The organism is Streptomyces sp. col6 (assembly GCF_008042035.1).
GTDB lineage: Bacteria > Actinomycetota > Actinomycetes > Streptomycetales > Streptomycetaceae > Streptomyces.
Genome location: NZ_RDBL01000027.1, coordinates 196,491 through 218,765 on the forward strand (window position 1 = coordinate 196,491; position 22,275 = coordinate 218,765).

15 protein-coding genes and 5 pseudogenes are annotated in these 22,275 nt (G+C 68.6%); 11 read left to right on the forward strand and 9 right to left on the reverse strand.

The genetic code is table 11. The annotated features are described in order from the left end of the window. Positions 1–68: 68 nt before the first annotated feature. Entirely contained in the window at positions 69–1,049 is a 981-nt protein-coding gene (locus tag EAO73_RS28070; protein WP_147974321.1) for a LysR family transcriptional regulator, read from the forward strand. Positions 1,050–1,420: 371 nt separating this feature from the next. Here EAO73_RS28070 and EAO73_RS28075 read toward each other — a convergent pair whose 3' ends face one another. Next, positions 1,421–2,005, reverse strand: coding sequence for a helix-turn-helix domain-containing protein (locus EAO73_RS28075; protein ID WP_147974322.1), 585 nt, complete (start codon positions 2,003–2,005; stop codon positions 1,421–1,423). Positions 2,006–2,063: 58 nt separating this feature from the next. On the opposite strand from EAO73_RS28075, the gene EAO73_RS28080 reads away from it, so the two are divergent. Next, positions 2,064–3,050, forward strand: a complete 987-nt coding sequence (locus EAO73_RS28080) for an alpha/beta hydrolase family protein (protein ID WP_147974323.1) — start codon at positions 2,064–2,066, stop codon at positions 3,048–3,050. A gap of 201 nt (positions 3,051–3,251) precedes the next feature. On the opposite strand, the gene EAO73_RS28085 is transcribed toward EAO73_RS28080, so the two are convergent. Beyond that, positions 3,252–4,130, reverse strand: coding sequence for a LysR family transcriptional regulator (locus EAO73_RS28085; protein WP_147974324.1), 879 nt, complete (start codon positions 4,128–4,130; stop codon positions 3,252–3,254). An 894-nt stretch (positions 4,131–5,024) separates the two neighbouring features. Between EAO73_RS28085 and EAO73_RS28095 the strand changes: the two genes are divergently transcribed. From EAO73_RS28095 to EAO73_RS28105, 3 genes are read left to right on the forward strand one after another with little or no spacing between them, the layout of a single operon-like run. Next, complete coding sequence (locus tag EAO73_RS28095; protein ID WP_224756494.1) at positions 5,025–5,972, forward strand: alpha/beta hydrolase; 948 nt, start codon at positions 5,025–5,027, stop codon at positions 5,970–5,972. Continuing rightward, positions 5,956–6,417, forward strand: a complete 462-nt coding sequence (locus EAO73_RS28100; protein WP_147974326.1) for a nuclear transport factor 2 family protein — start codon at positions 5,956–5,958, stop codon at positions 6,415–6,417. The genes EAO73_RS28095 and EAO73_RS28100 overlap by 17 nt, the downstream gene beginning before the upstream one ends. Then, positions 6,417–7,811, forward strand: coding sequence for an MFS transporter (locus EAO73_RS28105; protein WP_147974327.1), 1,395 nt, complete (start codon positions 6,417–6,419; stop codon positions 7,809–7,811). Before EAO73_RS28100 ends, EAO73_RS28105 begins: the two co-directional genes overlap by 1 nt. Before the next feature lie 307 nt (positions 7,812–8,118). Here the strand turns inward: EAO73_RS28105 and EAO73_RS28115 are convergent. From EAO73_RS28115 to EAO73_RS28130, 4 genes and pseudogenes are all read right to left on the reverse strand, one after another. Continuing rightward, positions 8,119–9,050, reverse strand: a protein-coding gene (locus EAO73_RS28115; RefSeq protein ID WP_412075462.1) for an IS5 family transposase whose coding sequence is annotated in 2 segments (ribosomal slippage) — positions 8,119–8,670 and positions 8,673–9,050 — 930 coding nt in all. Because the reading frame shifts where the segments join, the coding sequence is not laid out codon by codon here. Between the two features lie 54 nt (positions 9,051–9,104). Then, positions 9,105–9,578 (reverse strand): hypothetical protein, encoded by a 474-nt coding sequence (locus EAO73_RS28120; RefSeq protein ID WP_147974329.1) that lies wholly within the window; start codon positions 9,576–9,578, stop codon positions 9,105–9,107. Between the two features lie 148 nt (positions 9,579–9,726). After that, positions 9,727–10,020: pseudogene (locus EAO73_RS28125) on the reverse strand (GNAT family N-acetyltransferase); the annotation flags it as partial. 163 nt (positions 10,021–10,183) lie between these two features. Beyond that, positions 10,184–11,509 carry an APC family permease gene (locus EAO73_RS28130; protein ID WP_147974330.1) on the reverse strand — a complete coding sequence of 442 codons (1,326 nt, stop codon included), beginning with the start codon at positions 11,507–11,509 and terminating at the stop codon, positions 10,184–10,186. Between the two features lie 214 nt (positions 11,510–11,723). Here EAO73_RS28130 and EAO73_RS28135 point away from each other — a divergent pair. The 6 genes and pseudogenes from EAO73_RS28135 to EAO73_RS28160 all read left to right on the forward strand — a co-directional run. Continuing rightward, positions 11,724–13,693 (forward strand): annotated as a pseudogene (locus EAO73_RS28135) (catalase); the annotation flags it as partial. Further along, positions 13,599–13,805, forward strand: a pseudogene (locus EAO73_RS36885) (DUF5709 domain-containing protein); the annotation flags it as partial. The pseudogenes EAO73_RS28135 and EAO73_RS36885, both read left to right, overlap by 95 nt. 43 nt (positions 13,806–13,848) lie before the next feature. Next, positions 13,849–15,006: an aromatic acid exporter family protein gene (locus tag EAO73_RS28145; RefSeq protein ID WP_224756495.1), complete on the forward strand. Its 1,158-nt coding sequence runs from the start codon at positions 13,849–13,851 to the stop codon at positions 15,004–15,006. 9 nt (positions 15,007–15,015) lie between these two features. Beyond that, a pseudogene (locus EAO73_RS28150) lies at positions 15,016–15,858 on the forward strand (molybdopterin-dependent oxidoreductase); the annotation flags it as partial. 56 nt (positions 15,859–15,914) lie between these two features. Beyond that, a pseudogene (locus EAO73_RS36890) lies at positions 15,915–16,166 on the forward strand (YbaK/EbsC family protein); the annotation flags it as partial. Positions 16,167–16,616: 450 nt separating this feature from the next. Further along, entirely contained in the window at positions 16,617–18,599 is a 1,983-nt protein-coding gene (locus EAO73_RS28160; RefSeq protein ID WP_147974332.1) for a discoidin domain-containing protein, read from the forward strand. 802 nt (positions 18,600–19,401) lie between these two features. Here EAO73_RS28160 and EAO73_RS28170 read toward each other — a convergent pair. From EAO73_RS28170 to EAO73_RS28180, 3 genes are all read right to left on the reverse strand, one after another. After that, the gene (locus tag EAO73_RS28170) at positions 19,402–19,977 is read right to left on the reverse strand and encodes a hypothetical protein (protein ID WP_147974334.1); all 576 of its coding nucleotides are present in this window, start codon (positions 19,975–19,977) and stop codon (positions 19,402–19,404) included. Positions 19,978–20,308: 331 nt separating this feature from the next. Beyond that, positions 20,309–20,827, reverse strand: coding sequence for a hypothetical protein (locus EAO73_RS28175; protein ID WP_147974335.1), 519 nt, complete (start codon positions 20,825–20,827; stop codon positions 20,309–20,311). Between the two features lie 717 nt (positions 20,828–21,544). Beyond that, on the reverse strand, positions 21,545–21,976 hold the full coding sequence (locus EAO73_RS28180; protein WP_147974336.1) for a hypothetical protein: 432 nt from the start codon (positions 21,974–21,976) through the stop codon (positions 21,545–21,547). Positions 21,977–22,275: the final 299 nt, after the last annotated feature.

Below are 22,275 nucleotides of genomic sequence, written 5' to 3' on the forward strand. Positions count from 1 at the left end.
CTGCGACAAGCGCATATTGTGCAGGTCAGCCATGCGGAAGGCGCATGCCAGGCGGGCATACTGGCGCCATGGAACTGATGGTGTGGCGCACCTTCGTGACCGTGTGCCGACTCGGGTCATTGTCGGCTGCGGCCGCTGAGCTCAAGCACACGCAGTCGGCAGTCTCACGGCAGATCGCAGGGCTGGAGCGGCAGCTCGGCGTGCCTCTGGTTGAACGCCATGCGCGCGGTGTGTGTCCTACGCCTGCCGGCGAAGTGTTCCGGCGCCACGCGGTAGCCACGCTCAACGAGGCCGACCGCGCTGTTCGTGCCGTACGAGAGGTTCGTGACGGGGCGTGCAATCGGCCGCTTGCTGTTGGCGCGACACCGTCTCTGGCTGCAGGGATCGTTCCCGAGGCCATCCGTGGGCTGCTCGAGCGAGCTGGATCCATCCGGTGGAACCTGCTGCCGGATCTGAGCGCGCAACTGCACAACCGCGTGATCGCCGGCGATCTCGACATTGCTGTTGTCACCGATGCACCGCCGGGGCTGCCCCATGACCACCGGGTCGAACGCCGGTTCCTCGGGCTGGACGGCATGGTTGTCGCTCTGCCGGTCGGCCACCCGCAGGCCGGGTGCGGCCCGGTGCACATCCGGACGCTGGCCGGCCAGATCTGGGTCGAGGACAACGACGGCTCGGCGGCGCTCCTGCGCCAACACGCCGCCCGTGCCGGAGTCAGCGCCCGCATCGACCTCACCGCAGCCGATCTGGCCGGCAAAATGGCCTTGGTCGCGACCGGTCATGCCATCGCGCTAATACCCGGTGTACTGAGGGGCGCGCTCCGGACCGGCATCACCACCATGCCTCTCGTCGATCCTCCAACTCGTGGCATCTACGCGATCACACCACGCCGTGCCCCCCACCCCTCCGCAGTGCCCTTGCTCGACCAGCTCGCCACGTCCTTCGCCTCGGTCCGTCCTTTCCTGACTCCTCAGCAACCGCTGGAAAGGGACGACCATGCCGCCGCGTCGGCATTTCACAACAGCGTCACGGAAACGCCCCGAGTATGAGGCCCTTGCGCCAGGAGCACGTCTCCCGCCCAGTACCTCTCTCCGTGCGCGGACGTGCTGGAGGGTGGCGGTAGCAAGACGCCACCCTCTGCCTCGCCGGACTCCACATCGCAGCCATCTTCATATGGCCGGCGAGATGATCCGAAAAAACGGCATAGATCCCGCTCACTCGCGACACGTTCCAGCGACTGTGCGCGGCGTCGGCCGACGGGCTTGCGCGCGATGCAGCCCACGAGCTCCGCTGGAGCGCTTGGCGCCGCCGTCATCAGAGGCCCAGGCCAGTCACCACCGCCGACCATCCTCGTTGCACATGAGACCGCGATCTGGGCGGGGGAACGGGCGGGCAGCGCAAGTACGGTGATGGGCCTTGCTCAGACGCCGGGCCCTTGAGTTCGACTGTCTGCGGCGGTGTTGTCGGTATCGGTCGGCGGCACTTCGACGGGGAAGAGGATCGGGCTGATCAGGTACTGCGTGCGGCCGGGTGATGGCTCATTGGCCAGGCCAGGGGCGATTGCCCGTCGCATCCCGTCGATGATGTTGTGCAGTTCATCAGCATTGAGCCAGATGGCGTGCTGTCTGTAGCCAACGAGGTCGGCTACCGGGTCGGCCGTGTCGCGGCCGAGGTATGCGGTGAATTCGGCGGTCAGGACCGCCATAGCGGCAGCGAAGGCGCTGCGGTGGTCCTTGAGCGAGAGGGCATTGGCCGTTGCCGGGTCGATTCCCGCGCGCTCGCGGCGCAGACGGTAGTGGCGCTCTACCGCGCCGCGCACGCGCCGTTCCTGGGCGACTTCCAGGACCCCGCCGGCCGTGAGTAGGTCGACGTGGCGGTAGACCGTGGCCTTGGAGACGTCCCGGATCCGGTCGCACAGGTCGGCTGTGGTCAGTTCCCTGCCGCCGCGCATCGCATGAACCACTCGCAACCGCACGGGGTGCGCCAAGAGTTCGAAGGCATCCATCCCGCAATGATCTCACGTCATGCTACCGTTCGCATAAGTTGAGAAAGGTTGTGATGGGATGCCCGAGAAGGCAGCGACGGAGCCTATGACCGGCTCAGAACTCGCGTGGACGCCACCGCCGTATGCCGAGCTTGGCAGCTTCAGCGAGCACGAAGTCACCGTCGGAGACGGTCCACTCGCCGTGCCCGGCACGATGAGTGTCCCCAGCAGGCAGGGGCCCGGCCCCGGCGTGGTCCTTCTCGCCGGTGGTGGACCGTTCGACCGCGACGAGACCAGCGGGCCGAACAAACCGCTCAAGGATTTGGCCTGGGGGCTCGTCAGTCGCGGGACGACCGTGCTGCGCTTCGACAAGGCGACGTATGTGCACCGCGATGTGGCCGCTGTATCGGACCTGACGATGACGCAAGAATACGTGCCGCATGCCGTCGACGCGGTCGATCTGCTCCGCACCCACGCCTCGGTTGACCCCGAGCGGGTCTACGTCCTCGGCCACAGCATGGGCGGCAAGGTCGCCCCCGCCGTCGCCGTCGCCGCCCCCACCGTGGCGGGCCTGGTGATCATGGCCGGTGACACGCAGCCAATGCACCACGCCGCTGTCCGCGTCGTCAGCTACCTCGCCACAGTACTTCCCGACCAGATCCCACCTGCGGTCATCGAGACCTTCCAACGGCAGGCCGCCCTGGTCGACAGTGCGGAACTCACGCCGTCAACCCCAGCAGCCGATCTCCCCTTCGGCCTGTCGGCGCCCTACTGGCTCGAACTACGTGACTACGACCCGGTCACGATCGCCGCCGAACTGGACAAGCCGATGCTTATCCTCCAAGGAGGCCGTGACTACCAGGTCACCATCGACCATGACCTGGTGCAATGGCGAACCGGCCTGGCCGGCCACCCACAAGCTGATCTACGTGTCTACGAAGCCGACAACCACCTCTTCTTCCCCGGCACAGGGCCATCCACCCCCGCCGATTACAGCACCCCACAGCATGTCGACCCCGACGTCATCTCCGACATCGCCCATTGGCTCAGCCACCACCACAAATGAGCGTCCGCGCCACTCGCGCGGCTACGACAGATTTCCCTTCGGCCGGGGCCGACGGCAACGATCTCGCACGCCGTCGACCGCGATCGTTGACATCTCACCGCCGAGACCGCTGGCGATCTCGCTCTGCGCGCCATAGGACAGCCCGACTTGTACAGTTCACCGGTGGTGGAGATCGAGTCGAGCCAGCGCGTCAGCTGACCATCAGGTCTCGTCAGCGACGGTCTGGGCCAGGGCGCGCAGCCCGGCGGAACGGTTGTCTGTCCGCCACATCAGCGCGTACTCGACCGGATCGGCATCTTCGAACGGGACATAGGCGAGGCCGGAACGCGCCTGGTAGGGCTCCGATCGGAGAGGTGCGACGGTGCCGCCTCTGCCCGCCGCGACGAGCAGGAGCACGCCCTGCCAGCCGCCCGCGGTCGGGCCATGCTCGACCGGCAGCCCCAGGGGGGTGCTGCAAGGGAACAGCCGGTCCCCCCACAACTGGGCCATCCCCGAGGCGGTGACAAGGGGCAGGAGGGCCAGGTCCTCGAGGGACACGGTTTCCCGCCGTGCCAGGGCGTGCGAGGCGGGCACTACGAGCGCCAGGCGTTCACGGGAGAGAACCGGTCCCACGGTGATGCCGGCCAGGTCGACGGGCGGCACCGCGACCGCTACGTCGATCTGCCGCTCCCACAAAGCCGTGACGACGAGGTGGTAGGCGACCTCGTGGGGCTCGACGGTGCAGCGCGGATACCGGGCAAGGAGGGTCTCGGCGGACCTCAGGACGAGTTCCCCGGACCACGGGGCGGTGAAGCCGATACGGAGCACGTCACCGAGGCTCCCGTAGGCCGCCCTCGCGTCGGCCACGGCACGCAGCGTCCGCTGATGGGCAGGGGCCAGGTCGTCCCGGAACTGCCGGCCAACCGGCGTCAGACTGACATGACGGCTGCTGCGCTCGAACAGCGCGCCACCGATCCGTCGCTCCAGCGCCTTGATCGTCTGGCTGACCCGGCCGGGAGTGATTCCCAGGCGCTCGGCAGTGCGTGCGAAGTGCAGCTCATCGGCCAGGGCGAGGAAGGTCTCGATCTCGTACCGCTCCACACAGGCCCCTCTCATCGGCGCGGACTGCGTCGTCGCCTTCCGGCTCGCTGTCGCGCCACCTCCTGACGGAGGCTACCGGCACCCCCGGCAGCGACGCGCCTGGGTCAGCGCATCGGGCCGCCCCGTACTGCGGGGGGCGCTGGGCGACTCGTGCCACCAGCCGCTCCGCGGACGCGGTGCTCCACTCCGGCACCGCTACCGTTCACAACGGCTGGCCTACTGGGCCGGTGAGATAGGTCTGGGCGTGTCGCAACTACCGTCGGCGTCGAATGTACCAACCGGCCACCAGCACGATGAGGATGGCAACCACAAAGGCCCATATGGTCGTTGCGCCGTGGTACGAGCGGTAGGCAATCAGAGCAAGCATGTTCAAGCGGGTACCCCAGGCGTACGACTTCAGCCGGCGCGCGTCGCCTACCCCGGTGCCTGGGCTGAGCGCTGCAAGGGGAACGGATCACGGGGGTGCTCTGAGGGGCGTACTCGCGGACGAATGCAGCAAATGCCAGCACTTCTGGCACCTCGGCTTCGGTGAGCCAGACCAGCGCCCATTCGGTTGTGGGCGCGTGTGGCATGGACAGGAACCGTACGCCGGGATGTGTGTAGTAGCGCAGCACGTGAGCGTTGAGCGGTAATCCCTGGTGACCACGGGGGTCCGGCGTGGCCAAGCCGATACCGGACAGCGTTCCTGATGGGTCCACCGCTTCCACCTGTCCGGAAGCGCGGTGAACCGTCTTGCGCCACGGTCCGCCCGGAACCTCCCACGGCAGCCGTGCGGCCGTTTTGCTCGGAGGTTTAGTCCAGCTCAACCTCCTTTTACACATGCGGTGTTGTTCCCATGGGCTCTCGGGTGCCAGCGTGGAGGCATTCCATCTCCCCCTCTCACAGGAGTGACACGTGCCTGTACGTGAACAGGTGAGCTTCGTCGGCGCCAAGGGCAAGCTCGCAGGCAATCTCTATCTGCCCGACGCCGATGCGGCCGCAGCGGCAGCAGGCGTGCTGGTCGCCGGTACCTGGACCTCGGTCAAGGAACAGATGGCCGACCGCTACGCACAGGAGCTGGCCGCGCGCGGCTACGCGGCGCTCTCCTTCGACTTCAGCGGCTACGGCGAGTCCGAGGGCCAGCCACGTGACTACGAGTCGCCGGCGGCGAAGGCCGATGATCTGGGCGCTGCGGCCGACTTCCTCGCCGGCCACCCGGCCGTCGCCGACGGGACTCTCGGCGTGCTCGGTATCTGCGCCGGTGCCATGTACGCGAGCGCCTTCGCCGCGCAGGACACCCGGGTGCGGGCGCTGGCGCTCATCGCTCCGTGGCTGCACGACCGCCGTGTCTGCGAGGAGAACTACGGCGGCCCGGAGGGCATCGCGACGAAGAAGGAAGCAGCGGCCGAGGCAAGGCGGCGGTACGAAGAGGCCGGTGAGGTCACCTATGTGCCGGTGGTCAGCGGCAACATCCCGGAAGCGGCCATGCCCTTCGACATCGACTTCTACCTGAATCCGGAGCGGGGCGGGATTCCGCAGTGGCCCAACCGGTACGCCGTGATGGCCTGGGCCGAGTGGCTCGACCACGACGCCATCGCCCTCGCCTCGCGTGTGACCGTACCCACGCTGCTCGTGCACAGTGAGGACGCCGCGATCCCGGACGGCGCCCGCCGCTTCCACGCCGCCTGGCCGGTCCCTCACAGTTCTCGTGGACTCAGGGCACCCAGTTCGACTTCTACGACCAGGCACCCCAGGTCCGCCTGGCCGCCGATGCCGCCGCCGAGCACTTCGCCCGCACGCTGTGAACAACGCCGCCCGCTCGACCCGCAGAAACAGGATGACCACCATGCCCGAAATCGCTGAGTCTCTCGTTGACAAGTACGCCGTAGCCGAGACCTGCACTCGGATGGCTGTTTATGCCGACCGCCGTGAATGGGAGAAGTTGGACGCGCTCTTCGCCGACAAGGTCGTGCTCGACTACACGAGTCTGAACGGCGGTGAGCCGGTCCACCTCACGCCGAAGGAGATCACCGGGAGCTGGGCTGCCACACTCTCGGGCTACGACTCCACCCAGCATCTGCTCGCCAACCACCTCGTCGATCTCGACGGTGACCGGGCTGTGTGCACTGCTTCCTTCCACGCCACCCACCGTCTGGCAGCGCCCCATGGCGCGTCGCTGTGGACACTCGGCGGTGACTACCGCTGGGGGCTGACCCGCAGCGGAGACCGCTGGCTGATCGACGCCGTAGTCATGGCTGCAACCTGGGGCGACGGCAATCAGGGGCTGCCCGCGCGGGTGGCCGGCTGATGACCACCGGCACACAGTCCGCGACTGCCACTGCCAGGGGCGGCTCACCCGCCGTACTGGGTGCCGCCCTGTTGGGCTTCTTCCTGATCTCCCTGGACGCGTTGATCGTCACGGTGGCCCTGCCCGACATCGGGCGCAGCCTCGAAGTCGGGATGTCCGGTCTCCAGTGGGTAGTGGACGGCTACACGCTGATGTTCGCTGCCCTGATGCTGTCCGCGGGCGCACTGTCCGACCGTGTCGGGGCGAAGCAGGCGTTCGGCGGAGGCCTGGTCCTCTTCGCGGTGGCCTCCATGGCATGTGGGCTGGCGCCCGGGCTCGCGGTGCTCGTCACGGCCCGGCTGGTGCAGGGCGCCGCAGCCGCGGTGATGATGCCGGCTTCGCTGGCACTGGTCCGCCAGGGCTACCCGGATCAGGCAGAACGGGCGAGGGCGATCGCCGTCTGGACGGTCGGAGGCGCGGTTGCCGTGGCGGCAGGTCCGGTGGTGGGCGGGGCGTTGACCGCGTCCGCCGGCTGGCGGTGGATCTTCTACGTCAATCTGCCGGCGGCCGTGTTGGCACTGGCTCTCCTCTCTCGGGTCCCCGCGTCCCGGCGGCTGCCGTCGCGACTGGACTGGCTCGGACAGGTGACGGCGGTCCTGGCGATGGGCGGGCTGACGTACGGCGTGATCGAAGGGGGAGCCGAAGGCTTCGGCCGCGCCGGAGTTGTGGCCTCCCTGGCCATGGCCGCCGCTGCGGCCATGGGCTTCCTCGTCGCCCAGGCGCGAGGCGCGCACCCGATGCTGCCGCTGCCACTGTTCCGGACCCGCGTGGTGACGGTGTCCCTGGTGGTGGGCTTCATGCTCAACGCCGCCTACTACGGCGGGGTATTCAACTTCAGCCTCTACCTCCAGCAAGAACGCGGCCAGACTTCCCTGCACGCAGGCCTGATGTTCATCCCGATGACAGCACTGGTCGCGATCGTGAACCTGGCCTCCGCCCGACTTGCCGCCCGCTACGGACCTCGCGTCCCCATGGCAGCCGGCCAGCTCATCGGCGCGGCAGGGCTCCTCTCCCTGCTGATCGTGGGCACGCACACCTCGGTATGGGTCGTCGCCGTGCTGATGGTGCCCGTCGGCCTCGGCGGCGCACTCGCGGTACCCGCGCTCACCGCCATGCTGCTCGACGCCGTACCCGCCGACCGGGCGGGAACAGCCGGCGCCGTGCTCAACACAGCCCGCCAAGTCGGCGGTGCGATCGCCGTGGCTGTCTTCGGCGCCCTGCTGGCCGGAGCGGACTCCTTCCTCACGGGCATGCACTGGAGCATGCTGCTCGCGGCCGCCGGGCTACTCGCCACCGCCGGCGCAACGCTGATGCTCCCAAGGGCCCGTCGCGCCAGTGCCCCGGCGGCCGCATGACGACCCGCCGAGCCTCAAGACGACTTCGACGACCTCACGACGAAGGCCCTGCAACCTCAACGAAGCGTCGCCGTTCCGCCACATGAGCGTGTACTCAGACATGAAGGCCTTGTTGCGGCGAATTGCATGGGAGGGGACGGCTGCGCTCGGGCGGCGGCGCGTCGAACAGCTGCCGAACGCAGCATCGGTGACGCTCGCGGTGTTCCCGGGCAACTACAAGAGCCCCGGCCACCGGCTGTGTGGCGGCCAACTCACCGTCCTGGCCCGCCTCGGGCGGGGGCTGACGGCCTAGGACCTGTTCGGTCGATCATGTTCGAAGCCAGATGGCGATTGCTGCGGCGGTCACGGTGCCGAGGTAGACGTTGCCGCGCTTGTCGTAGCGGGTGGCGACCGCCCGGGACTGTTTCAGGCGGTTGATAGTCCGCTCGACGGTGTTGCGCTTCTTGTACCGCTCCTCGTCGAAGCCGGGTGGCCGTCCTCCGCGTGAGCCTTTGCGTAGGCGGGCGGCCTGGCTGTCGGTCTTCTCCGGGATCGTGTGGCGGATTCCTCGGCGCCGAAGGTAATCACGGACGGGCCCCTTGCTACATGCCTTGTCGCCAGCAAGGCTTTCCGGCTTCACGCGCGGTCTCCCCGGCCCGAGTCTGAGCACTCGGATCTTCTCCATCACGGCGATGAACTGCGTGCAGTCCGTCCGCTGACCTGGGGTAACAATCAGCGACAGCGGGCGGCAGCGTCCATCCGCGCTCAGGTGGAGCTTGGTGGTGAACCCGTCGCGCGAGCGGCCCAGGCCCTCACCTCCTGCACCACCTCCACCAGCCGGGCGGCGAGACCCCACCACGTCGTCTCGTGCTGCTGTTCTGCCGTTGCGTCCCCTTTTGAGACGGAGGTCGGCGGCGGTTCGGTGCGGGCGCCGGCCGCGTGCTGATGTGCTCGCGCGATGGTGGAGTCGACCGAGATGTCCCAGACGATCTCACCGGCCGCGTCGGCCACGGCCTGCGCCTGTTGGAGCAGCCGTTCCCAGGTCCCGTCGGCCGACCACAGGCGGTGGCGTTCATAGACCGTCTTCCACGGACCGAACCGTTCGGGCAGGTCACGCCACTGAACGCCGGTCCGCACCCGGTGCAGAATCCCGTCGATCACCTGCCGGTGATCCCGCCACCTGCCACAACGCCCGTTACTGACCGGAAGGAATGGCCGCAGCCGTTCCCACTCGGCATCCGTCAGATCGCCCCGCCTCATGTCCATAAGAACGATCAGCAGCAAGAGTCAGTCGCATGCTCTTCCGGATCAGTCCTAGTCTCCTGAGAAACCGAAGATTCCCAGGTGAGTCGGCCTGTCGTCGGAGTAGAGGACGATGTAGTAACCGGTCCACCGCATGTGGCACTCGCCGAGCAGGCTTTGCTCGTGCTCCTCATGGCTCGCAGCCTCATTGGCAGCAGCGGCGAATTCCTCATACTGCTCGACCGGCGGGCGGTTTGTGCCGAAGTGGTGCATCACGCGGCTGAGCGCCAGAGGACGCAGGGTGCCGTAGTCGGCGATACCGGACCTCGTCGGCGGGTCATCCGTGGCAACAACCCTGTCGATGTCGAGGATCGTGTGGGTGCCCTCGGTCCCCATGAACTCCTCGTCCTCGTAGAGGTCCCCCAGGCTTCGGTATCGGGCATCACTGCCGTACTCCTCCTGGAACACCTTGGCCTGCAGTGTCGCCAAGGCCGCTTCGACATCGCCGTCGTACCTGGTGACGTAGTCCCATCCGCCGGCACCCATCGAGCCACCCCTCCCTGATGATCGTGAACGCGCGAACGATAGCGGCGGGGACTGACAACGCTGCTGCCTGGTGTCGGGCTTTGCTCAACGTCCCGGATTGAGGTGTCCAGGCCCGTCGACCGCGTTACGGAGATCGCCCGGACAGGCCCTAGGCGGATCGGTTATTCCCTTCACGGTCGAGGATGGCGTGGACGACGGAATCGCGCCATTGGCCCGCCTTGAGGATGTGCTCGCGCATGATTCCCTCCTCGACCATCCCGGCGGCGGTCAAGGTCTTTGCTGACGCTGTGTTGTGCGGGGACCGTGCTCCCCAGATGCGATGCAGGTTGAGTTCCTCAAAACCGAGACCTAGGAGTAGGCGGACCGTTTCGAGGCCGAGACCGGCCCCCCAAGTGTCGGGGCGGAGCGCGAAACCCATCGTGGCCCCGCGCGGCTGATAGGGGTGGTCATGACACGATTATCGAACCCCGACCGTCAGCCCGTCACTTACCTCGCAGCCCAGGTCACCGCCGCCGACTGCGCCCTACACCGACAGGCATCCTGGCCACGGCACCCGGCACATCCTGGTCGAGCCCGAACTTCAAGGCGAGGTAGTGCAGCCCAGTTCAGTCGACACGACGCAGTCGCGTCGTGGCGACCGCACCGAGGGCGCCACCCACGGCGAGGACCACGAGCCCTCGTAGCCAGACGTCGCCTTCGATCTGTGTCGCGAGCCCGACGCAGGAGGCGGAACCGAGGACGGGCACCACCGTCGGGGCTCTGAAGTGGCCGGGGCGCCCCGGGTCGCGGCGGAGCACGAGCAGCGACGTGTTGACCAGGAAGAAGACGACGAGGAGGAGCAGGACCAAGGTCGAGGCGAGCGTGGAGACGTCGCCGGTCAGCGCGAGCAGCAGCGAGAGGGCGGTCGTCGCCGCGATCGCCGCCCATGGGGTGCGCCGGCGCGGAAGCACGGACGTCAGGAATCGGGGCAGCAGCCCATCGCGGGCCATGCCATACGCCAGCCGCGAGGACATGATGCCGGTCAGGAGCGCCCCGTTGGCCACGGCCACCAGCGCGATGGCGCTGAACAGCCAGGTGGGCACGGACCCGGCCGTGCGGACGACTTCGAGCAGCGGCCCGCTGGACTCGGCCAGCTTCTCCGTCGGCACGGCGGCCGCGGCGGCGGCGCCGACCAGGGCGTAGACCGCGCCTGCGGTGAGCAGCGCGCCGAACAGGGCCCTCGGATAGGAGCGGCGGGGGTCGCGCGTCTCCTCGGCCACGTTGACGGAGGTCTCGAAGCCGACGAAGGAGTAGTACGCGAGGACCGCGCCGCTCAGTACGGCCAGGACGGGCCCTTCGCTCTCGGTGCCGAGGTCGGTGAGTCGGCCCAGGTCCCCGTCGCCGCGCAGGACGATCCAGCAGCCGAGTCCGATCACCAGCAGGAGGCCGCTGACCTCGATGACGGTGGCGACGGCGTTGGCCCGGGTCGACTCGCTGATGCCCCGGGCGTTGAGCAGCGCGAGGGCCACCAGGAAGACGACGGTCACCAGGATCAGCGGGAGCGTGACGAATTCGGAGAGGTAGTCCCCGGCGAACCCCCGGGCCAGGGCCGCCACCGACACCACCCCGGCCGCGAGCATGCAGAAGCCGGCGAGGAAGCCGGTGAAGGGCCCGTAGGCCAGCGTCGCGTAGTGCGAGGCGCCGCCCGCGCGCGGGTACTTCGTGGCCATCTCCGCGTACGAGGCGGCGGTCAGCAGGGCCAGGCACTGCGCCACCAGGAGGGGCACCCAGACGGCGCCGCCGGCATCGGCCGCGACCTCGCCGACCAGCACGTAGACCCCGGCGCCGAGGACGTCTCCGAGGATGAAGAAGTAGAGCAGCCAGGTGGTGAGGTCCTTCTTGAGGCTCGTCGGTGCGTCCGGGCTCTCGGGCGTGGTTCGGGAAGCTTTCACGGGGCCCGTATACCCGGTGCGTCCCCCGGCAGACGGCCCGGGGACGGCCGGAGGACGGCCCGCGTCGCCCGTTGGAACGTGTCGCCGATGCGAATGGGCCAACCGAGGCGTCCGCCCGTGGATCAGCGGGTGCGCGTGGTCGGGCGATGCCGTCCCAGCTCGTTGCGACCACTCCGCGCGGCGCTGTTCCTCCCTCTCCCCCTCCCCCACGAGGTTGGAATCCAGTGAGCGACAACGAGATCCCCGGTGCCCCGGTCCCGAACCCGCCCGGATCGACGAGCCCACGAAGCCGCGCGGGCCGCTGCCGCCCAGGCACGACCAGCCCGGCCCCAAGACCGTGAGCCCGACCGGGCAGCCGACCGGCGCCGACCAGGACAAGGGCGCGTGGTGCCGCCGCACACAGTGTCGTCCCCCGTACGGCGCGGCGGCGGGCATCACGAAGGCCGCGTTCCTCGCCGAGACGCCGGTCTTCGTCCGCTTCTCCACCGTGCTCGGCTCGCGCGGTTCCGCCGACACGGTGCGCGACACCCGGGGCTTCGCGACGAAGTTCTACCGACGAGGGCGTCTTCGACCTGGTCGGGAACAACATCCCGGGTGTTCTTCATCCAGGACACGATCAAGTTCCCCGACATCATCGACGCGGGCAAGCCGCACACGGACCGGGAGATCCCGCAGGCGCAGAGCGCCCACGACACCTTCTGGGACTTCGTCACGCTGCACACCGAGGCGACCCACCACACCCTGTGGAACATGTCGGACCGGGGCATCCCGCGTTCCTACCGGATGATGGAGGGCTTCGGCGTCAACCCTTCCGGCTGGTCAACGGCGAGGGTGCGACCACGCTGGTGAAGTTCCACTGGAAGCCGAAGCTGGGCGTGCACTCGCAGGCGTGGGAGGAGGCCCAGATCACCTCGGGCATGGACCCGGACTTCCACCGTCGTGACCTGGCCGACGCGATCGAGGCAGGCGCCTTCCCCCAGTGGGAGCTGGTTGTGCAGACGTTCCTGGACACCGAGGACCAGATGTTCGAGGGCATCGACCTGGTGGACCCGACGAAGATCGTGCCGGAGGAACTGGCGCCGGTCCGCCCGATCGGCTGATGGCGCTGAACGCCAACCCGTCGAACTACGTCGCCGAGACGGAGCAGGTCGCTTTCAACGTCGGCCACCTGGCGCCCGGCATCGACGTCACCAACGACGCGCTGATGCAAGGGCGCCTCTTCTCGTACGTCGACACCCAGATCACCCGGCTCGGCGGACCCAACTGCGCGCAGCTGCCGATCAACCGCACTCACGCGCCCGTCAACGACATGCTGCGCGACGGGATGCACCAGACAGCGGTGCACCGGGGGCCCCGTACCGGCCCAACTCGCTCGACGGCGGCTGCCCCTTCACCTCCGGAGCGGACACCGGTGCCTACATCGAGGCGCCGGGCGATGTCCCGGCGGCCCGTAAGGTGCGTGACGCGGCGGCCTCCTTCGACGACCACTTCAGCCAGGCACGGTTGTTCTGGCTGAGCATGACGCCCACGGAGCGGGAACACATCACCGCCGCGTACACCTTCGAGCTCGGTAAGTACTGGGACCAGGCGGTCAAGGAGCGGGGCCTCAAGGTGCTCGCCAACATCGACCCCGAGCTGTGCGCGCACGTCGCCGAGGGGCTGGGTCTGTCGGCGCCCGAGGCGACCGAGCCCCTGGCCTCGCCCGAGCCCAGTCCTGCCCTGTCCCGGCTGGGGCATACCTGGCCGGTCGACGGGCGGATCGTCGGCATCGTCACTGACGGGGAGACCGGCCTGGACGCCGTACGGGAAGCGCATGGCGCGGTTCTCGACGCCGGGGTGGTCCCCCTGGTCATCGCGCCTTCGGGCGGCAAGCTGGGTGCCGGGAGCGACGCGATCACCGTGCAGCGCACCTTCGCCACGGCCCGGTCGATCGAGTTCGACGCGATCGTGCCGGCGAGCGCGCCCGCCCCGGCCCCGGACGCCTACGGAGCCCGTGACGCCAAGAGCGACGACCGGGCCCGGTCCACCGGTGTGGACCCACGCGTCCTGCTCCTGGTCACCGAGGCGTTCCGGCACGGCAAGGCCGTCGGGGGACCTGGACGACGGCGAGGGCGGACCGCCGGAGCCGGAGGAGGGCGAGACACGCTCGGGGCGACTGAGCGCGGCGGACCAGCTGCCGGGACGGCGCACCGACGTCTACGCCGACGACGTGGGCATCGACGGCGGAGCGGCCTCGGCCGAGGAGGCCGCCGTGCACACCACGGACGAGGAGGAGGGCCAGGGGCGGCCGGGCTGACCCGCGGCTCACCCGGATCATTCGCGTACAGGGAGGGTTGTCGGTGCTGGGGAGTGAGAAAACGGCGGCTGTGCGGGAGCGGCTGGGGGCGCTGACCTCCGATGCACGCCTCCCCGACCGGTACCAACTGGTGCAGTCCCTGAAGGCCGCCGCCGCTGCCGCCCTCGCCTGGGCGCTCACGGGGTGGTGGCTGGCGGCGCCGATGGCGCTGATGGCTCCCTGGGCCGCCGTCGCCCTCGTTCAGGGAACCGTCTACCGGTCGCTGCGCTCGGCGGTCGAACTGATCGCGATGATGGCCTCCGGCACCCTACTCGCGGCGGGCGCGGCAGCGGTCACCGGCAACACCATGACGGCCATGCTCATCGCCCTGCCGCTCACCGTGCTCCTCGGGAACTGGCTGCCGGTCGGCGAGCAGGGCCTGTACGCACCCACCACCGCCCTGTTCGTCCTGGCCTACGGAACGTACTCGCTGTCCGCTGTCGGACACAGGCTGCTGGAAACGGTGGTGGGGGCCGTCGTCGGGATCGCGGTGAACGCGATCGTCCTGCCGCCGGTGCACTCGCTGCACGTCAGGAACCTCGCGTGCGCGCTACCAAGGGACTGCTCACGGCTGCTGCGCGAGCTGAGCGAAGGACTGGTCGAGGAATACGACGAGGAGCGGGCGGAGCGCTGGCACCGGGCCGCCGGGGAACTGCCCGGCGCGCTCTCGGACCTCCGCGCGGCGCGCGGCTGGGCGACGGAGAGCTTCCGCTTCAACCCCGGCCACCGGATGCGCCGGAGCACCCCCTCGCCCTCCGAACGGTGGGACGTCGTCTGGGCGCAGGTGGGAAACCAGCTGCTCACCATCACGCTGACGCTCTGGGAGACCGCGTCCGAGCGGCGCGCGCTGCCCCGCCCGTCGGGGCCATTTCTGGAGGACCTGAGCATCGTGCTGGCCGCCGCGTCGAAGGTCTGCGCCGCCGACGAGACGATCATGGAGCAAGGGCCGGACGACGCATGCCTGGGGAAGCGCGCCGGCCACCTGGCCGAGGCCCGGCGCGCCCTGGCGGCGGCCAAGCGGCATCTGCGCGGGCCGGGTCCCGATACCGGTGCCTCGCTCGGCAGCCTGGTGGCCGGCTGCCAGGCCCTGCTGGACGACCTGACACCCGGCGAGGACGACTCGGCGCCTCTCGCCGGCGGCGCCCGCACCGGCCGGATCTGAGGAGTACGCATGACACGGACGGACCGCATCGCTCAGCCCTGGGGCACCCGGCCCCCCTACGGTCCCGGCGAGCCCTGGCCCGTACGGGTGGACACCCGGCTCGCCGACGGGGTGACACCGGATCAGGTCGAGCGGTGGGTCAGTCGGCGGCGATCCTGCACTCCAACGGGGACGGTCTCGACATCGCCGTGAAGGACGGCCGAATCGTCGGCGTGCGAGGCCGGGCCGAGGACCGGGTCAACCACGGCCGCCCGGCTCCGAAGGACCTGTTCGGCTGGCAGGCCAACGGCTCGCCCGACCGGCTGACCCGACCCCTCGTGCGCGACGGGCACGGGCGGCTGGTGGAGAGCGACTGGGACACCGCGATGGATCGGGTGGTGGGTCGCACGAAGGAGCTGCTGGAGGAGCAGGGGCCGTCCGCGGTGGGGTTCTACGCCTCGGGGCAGCTCTTCTCGGAGGAGTACCACACGCTGACGCTGATCGCCCGGGGGGCATCGGCACCAACCACCTGGGTCCGTCGTCTGCGTCGACCCCCGCCCCACGCCGGTGGCGCAGGCGGCGACCGTGCATCTGGCCCCGCGTCCGGGACGAACGTCGCCCTGATGAACGGCCTGCTGCGGGAGATCGTGGAGAACGGCTGGACCGATCAGGAGTACCTCGAACGCAACGTCGTCGGTTTCGACGAGCTGAAGAAGCGCATCGACGCGTACACACCCGATCACATGGCGGACATCTGCAAGGTCCCCGCCGCGCAGATCCGGGAGGCGCGCCCACGCGCTCGGCACCGGCGAGCGGCTGCTGTCGACGGTGCTCCAGGGCTTCTACCAGTCCCACCAGGCGACCTCGACGGCCCGCTGTTGCTTGTGGTGCTGCGGGCGGAGGGTCGGGGGGACTTCGCCCGTCCGGCGGTTCTTGCGGGCACGAGTCGTTCCCTGCTGCGCGCGGCTGACGCCGGCCTGCTCGCCGCTGTGGGCCTGGTGCCCGGTGGCGTGCCTCCGGTGAGCCACCGGCCCGGGGTGCCGTGCCTGATCGATGCTGCGGTCACCAACCCGAGCCGGTCCGTCTACTGCGGTGCCGGATCGGCCGACCGCACTCTCCAACTCAACTCCGCTGACCTGGCACGCCTGCCCCGCGCCCAGGTGGGCACATTCTCTGGGTAGCCGTGCCGCCTGGACGCAAGCCCACCCCTCGTCACGCGCTGCCGGCGCACTGGAACGGCCGTTCCTGGCAACGGGTCCCGGCGCCCGCAGGCACCGGCAGAGTGAACGACCTGGCACTCGCACCCGAGGGAATCGCGATCACAGGGGCCGTGTAGGACCAGCTCCTGATACCCGATGAGCCGGTCCCGGGGATTTCGTCAGCACCCTGGTCGACAACCTCTTGATCAGGGTCGCCGCCAGGCCGGCGCCAAACGCAACCGACTGAAGAGGCAGATTATCGAGCAGGACAACCATCGCGCACACATGGCAGCTTTTTTCATCTGTATGACAGCCTCTTGCGAGGACGTGTTCACGTCAATACAGTTCCCGGCGTGAAGTTGCAGCGCTACCGGCGGTTCGTTCGCGACCCCGCGGGGCGCCGCAGTGGAGAACTGATCGGAGGAGCTCTCGGTGGGATTCACGCGGCGCACGTTCTTGCAAGCGGCGACGGCGGCGGGGCTGACAGGAGTCATCGCGGGCGGGGAGGCCGCGCTCGCGCCCGCCTCCTTCGCGGCCAGCGGCCCGGGGGACGTGGTCGGCAAGGTGACCGTCGGGTATCAGGGCTGGTTCGCCTGCAAGGGCGACGGCGCCCCGATCGACGGCTGGTGGCACTGGGCGCGGAACTGGGGAGAGTCACCCTCCGCGTCCAACCACGCCATCGTCGCCTGGCCCGATGTCCGTGAGTACCCGGCCACGTACCGGACCGCCTTCGGCAATCTCGGCAACGGGCAGTCGGCCTCGCTGTTCTCGTCCTTCGACCAGTCCACCGTCGACACCCACTTTCGGTGGATGAGGCAGTACGGCATCGACGCGGCGGCCCTCCAGCGGTTCAACCCCACCGGGGGCGAAGGGCCGACGCGCGACGCGATGGCGAGCAAGGTACGCGCCGCCGCCGAGGCCGAGGGCGTCAAGTTCTACATCATGTACGACGTGTCCGACTGGATGTCCATGCAGACGGACATCAAGGCCGACTGGACCGCCAAGATGCGTGCACACACCGCTTCTTCCGCCTATGCCCGGCAGAACGGCAAACCGGTGGTGTGCATATGGGGATTCGGCTTCAACGACGCCCAGCGGCCGTTCGCCCCGGAGGCGTGTCTGGACGTGCTGAACTGGTTCAAGACCCAGGGCTGCTACGTCATCGGAGGGGTTCCGACATGGTGGCGAACGGGCGACCGGGACTCCCGGCCGGGCTTCAGCGGTGTCTACCACGCCTTCGACATGCTCTCGCCGTGGCTGGTCGGCCGAATCGGCAACGCCGGCGACGCCGACAACTTCTACAACGCCGCGACCGTGCCCGACCTCGCCGAGTGCACCGCGCACGGCATCGACTACCAGCCGTGTGTCCTGCCCGGGGGGGTCACCGAACGCCAGCGCGCCCATGGCGACTTCATGTGGCGGCAGTTCTACAACATGGGCCGGGCCCGGGTGCCCAGCGTCTACATCTCCATGTTCGACGAGTACAACGAGGGCAACCAGATCGCAAAGACCGCGGAGTCCCGGAACTGGGTACCGGCCGGGTCGGGCTTCCTCGCACTTGACGAGGACGGCACGGCCTGCTCGTCCGACTACTACCTCCGGCTGACCGGCGACGGCGGACGCATGCTCAAGGGCCAGCTCGCCCTCACCGCCACCCGTCCCACCCCACCGCTCATCGGCGGCAACGACAACCAGCCGCCCACCGCACCCGGCAATCCGCACACCACCGCCGTCACCGACACCACGGTGGCCCTGGCCTGGACCGCCTCGACCGACGACGCCGGCGTCACGGGCTACCGTGTCCGCCGAATCACCGGCGACACAGCCACCCCGGTCGCCACCGCCCCGGCGAGCGCCACCACCTGCACGATGACCGGTCTCTCCCCCTCCACGTCCTACACCTTCGACGTCCAGGCCCTCGACTCGGCAGGCTCCGTCTCCCCGCCCTCGGCCCGGATCGCCGTCACCACCGCGGCCAGCGGCGGCACCCCCACCGGCGACCTGGCCCTGCACCGACCGGTCTCCGAAAGCAGCCACACCCAGACGTACAGCGCGTACAACGCCGTGGACGGCGACCCGAACACATACTGGGAAAGCGCCAATCACGCATTCCCCCAATGGCTCCAGGTCGACCTCGGAACCACCACAGCCGTCCGTCGCATCGCCCTCGCTCTTCCGCCGTCCACCAGTTGGACCGCTCGCACGCAGACAATCACCGTCGAGGGCAGCACCGACGGCACCTCCTTCTCCGTACTTCGCGGCAGCACGGACTGCTCCTTCGACCCGCTCGCCGGGAACACCACGACTCTGACTCTGCCCACCGCCACGGCCACCCGCCATCTGCGGCTCGTCTTCGCTGCCAACACGGGCTGGCCCGCAGGCCAGGTAGCCCAGCTCCAGGTCTACGGCACCTGACCCCGGCAGCAGGGGATCTCGGCCGGTGCGGCGAGAAGTGGGGTCTCCCCTGCTCAAGCGAAGCCGAGAGCTTGGGGAAGTGCCAGGCGTCGCACAGCAGAGGGGAGTTTGACGACAGGCCCCAGGGGCCACGCAGGGCCAGCACCAGCCAGCTCTCCATCGAAGGCAGTCCAGTCCCAGGGGCCGTCGAACCGCCATTCCCGGCCGATGATGTCGGCGACTTCGTCGCCCACGGCTGTCCACGAGGGTCATCAGCCAGGGGGCTGATCCGGCACGCAGGCAAGGGACTGCTGCCCAACCGTCACGGCAATGACCGCTTCAGCATTCGTGATGGTTTCTCAGCTTGTGGTGGTGTGTGGCCGCGTACTGAGACGCCGCCACCGCCGGCGAACGGACGGATCCGGTGCACGCCTTCCGGCCAACGCCGGCTTCGACGAACCCATTGGGTCCGTGAACGACGGATGCCTCTGCAGACACAGACAGCGGGCAGGACAGATCTCGTGAGGTTGCGCCAGAATGGGCTCAACGCACCAGGACCCCAAGGCCATTCACACCAAGATCGCCGAGATGGTCATCTGGCCGGCCTCTTCAGCGGCGCACCGGCCCAGAACTCAAGCCGGATGCCACAGCCCCGTGGCGGCTGCCGCCACGGGGTCGTCGCTTCGCCGGTCAGCCGCAGACAGTGTTCTGAGCATCAGGTCGGTTGCCACCGCTCCGGGAACCAACCCAGAGGCGCAGACGCTGCGGAACTGGGCGCGGGCAGCCGTGGCAACCGTCCCCGGAGAACACCGGCCCTAGAAGGTCAGGAGTCGGACGGGGCCGGCGGAGCGGGAACCGTGCTGTAGAAAACCGAGCGCCCTTGCTTGGATCGCTCCAGCAGGCTCTGCGCGACTCCCTGTTCCAGAGCATTGCGCACCACCGTCACCTGAACCGTGCGCTCGGGGTGCGCTTTGCTCAGCGCATCCGAGACCTCGGCCGCAGACCTGGGTTCGCCCTGTCCGCCCAGGTAGGCGGTGGCCAGCTCCAGCCAGGTCGCCCCGCCCGGCTTACTCGCTGAGGCAGACTTCCTGGCAGCCTTGCGCCCGCCTGCGGCACCCGACTTCCCTGTCGATGCCGTGCTGCTGGATCGCCGGGATGCCGGAACCGCAGCCGCCTTTGGACTCTTGCCCTGCTTGGCCGTCTGCTTGGGTGCACCGCCGAGCACATCCTGCATCTTCGTCAGGACCTGCTCACTCTCCTCCAGACGGACGAGCTCGTCCCGCAGCCGATCCAACTCCGAACGCACACGCTCCTGCTCATCCCGGTTCGCAGACAAGTCGTCAGCAACCCGCTGTGCATAGTCCGTCGTGATACTCCGGGCAGAAATATTGGTGGACATGTGGTCCTCGGCTTTCGACGTGGGGGGTTAGCAGTAGCAGCGATAGTACTCACACCACTCGAACCACCCCTCCTTCGCGTCCTGCGGCATAACGCGACTTGCAGCAGGCAGGAAGAAGCTCAATGAGGCCGCAGGTGCGAATGAAGGCTGGACTGGGACCACAATTTCGTAGGCAGGCGTCAGCCGAGGCGGAAGAATGTTCGACTTCAAGCCCTCGAACCCCGCACGCAAGTGTTTCCTTTGGCGCCTTCGGCTCTCCTGTCAGACCGCCGCCCCCACTGCGTCTCCATCACGGGGTCCCGGGGACTTCCGCGAGGAAAGGCGGGGTTCATCATGCGCCGAAGCCGTCATCTGCAGCGTGGGCCGGGCGGGGTGGGCACGTGTGGGTGGTGCTCCAGTGGCCGGCATTGGTCAGAAGTGGCTCGGAGCCGGACTCGGTCCGGAAGGTGAAGGTGACACCCGTCGCTTCGACCAACAGCGCTGTTTGTCCGGGCGGCTGGTGGAGCGTTACCGGGCTGAAGCGGCAGTCCATCGCGCTGAGCTCGGCCGTGATGTGTGAGTGTGTGAGTGGCCCCGTGAATGTCGCGCATTTCTCCGTTCCGAGAACGGGAAGCTCGACGGTGTCTCGCCAGGTCTGGACGCTGATCATCGTAACGCGGCGGCATCGACAGACGCAGAGCCCAGCATCCCCGTAGGAGAACAGATGCGGCCAGCGCCGTCGCTTGCTCACCCGACCGATGTCCCATGGCGGCCCCAGAATCGCCGCGATGTCGTTGAGAGACGCGCCGCAGTGCAGCGGGCCGATGGCTGCGGAGGAACCGAACTCGGCCAGGATTCGAATCGCGGTCACGCAGCGGAGCGTGCCACGTGACCGGTCGGACATCCATCGCGTTGATCCCCCCGGAGGAGGCCAGTACGCATCACACGGTGTAGACGCGTTCGACTTCGTAGCGCTGCGTGTGCAGGTCCCAGTAGAGGGCGGCGACCTCCTCGGCCGAGGCCGCCTGGACTCCGGGCGGGCTGTCCATGCACACGCCGATGGCGACGTGCCCGCTTGGACGCCGGTGCCGGCCAGTTCCCTGTGCAGGCTGAGTACCCAGTCGCGCAGCACGGGTTGGGCGACTTTGAGGATACTGAGCACCGAAGTGGGGCGAGCTGGGATCGAAATACACCTCAACACCCATCAAAACGGGCTCCCGATCTCCCTGGGCATCTCCAGCGCGATACGACAGCGAAGGCCTGGAACCGCTCGCGCGGCGGCCCATCAGCTCCCGCGCGGCCGCGCCGCCGGCGCCCGGCAGGACTGCACGCCTACAAGAAATACGGCTACCACCACCCTCGTCGACAACATCCACTACCGGCCCGCCCGCATGGGTGTCGAGTCTTCACAACGTCTGGAACGTACTCGATGGGTAGTGGAGCGAACTGCGTCCTGGCTGGCCGGCTGCCGACGCCCCCATCGTCTCTGCGAACAAACGGGTGAGCACTTCCTTGCCTTCGTCGGTGACACGGGCGCCCTCGTCTGCTACGCCGCCTCCCCCGAAACGGGGCGGGCTCAGGTCTCGGCTCAGCCCACGCGTCCTGGCGGCACCTGCGCATAGCCCCCTTCCCGAAACACGAACACGGTCGGCTCCGTATCGTGTTCGTGACGCAGATAGCCCCCGTATCCCGGGACTGCGATGTGTGGTGCGACCAGAGCCAGCAGGGCGTCCATCATCAGCAGGTTGTCATCGACCCAGTAGTTGCGCGCGAAGAGTTCCCACATGGGGTGGCCTCGTTCGTCCTCCATCGACTCCGAACGGCGCAGGGCTGCCGAGTCTCCTCCTGGTAGTCGGCTGCCGGGGTGCGTGAGAAACAGCGGCCAAGGATGCTCCTCCTCGTCCAGGCCCGCTGGACAGTCGGAGATTATGCCCAAGTGCCAGCGACAGGCGGCCAGGACGGACTCCGGTACGTCACAACGCAGGAAACAGGACAGAACGATCTCGTAGCGCTCACTCATGGCCCGCATTATGCGTGCCCGCACTGACAACGCCGACGGCGTACCCGATCTCGGCGGCGGGCATGCCGGGCTCGGTGGCCAGTATGCTGTTTCTACTCGCCGCCTGCAGCGGCTACTTCGTCTCGTCGCGGGTGATCATCGCGGAATTTCTTGGTGCAGGTTCCGTCCGACCCAACCCGTCGCGTTTACGCAGGCGCCGGTCCGGCCGTGGTTGTCGGACCACTCCTTCTGCTGCCGAGCTGATCGGGCACCCGTCACTGCCAAGCCGGACCGCAGCCTTCAGCTCCACCGGTCCGACG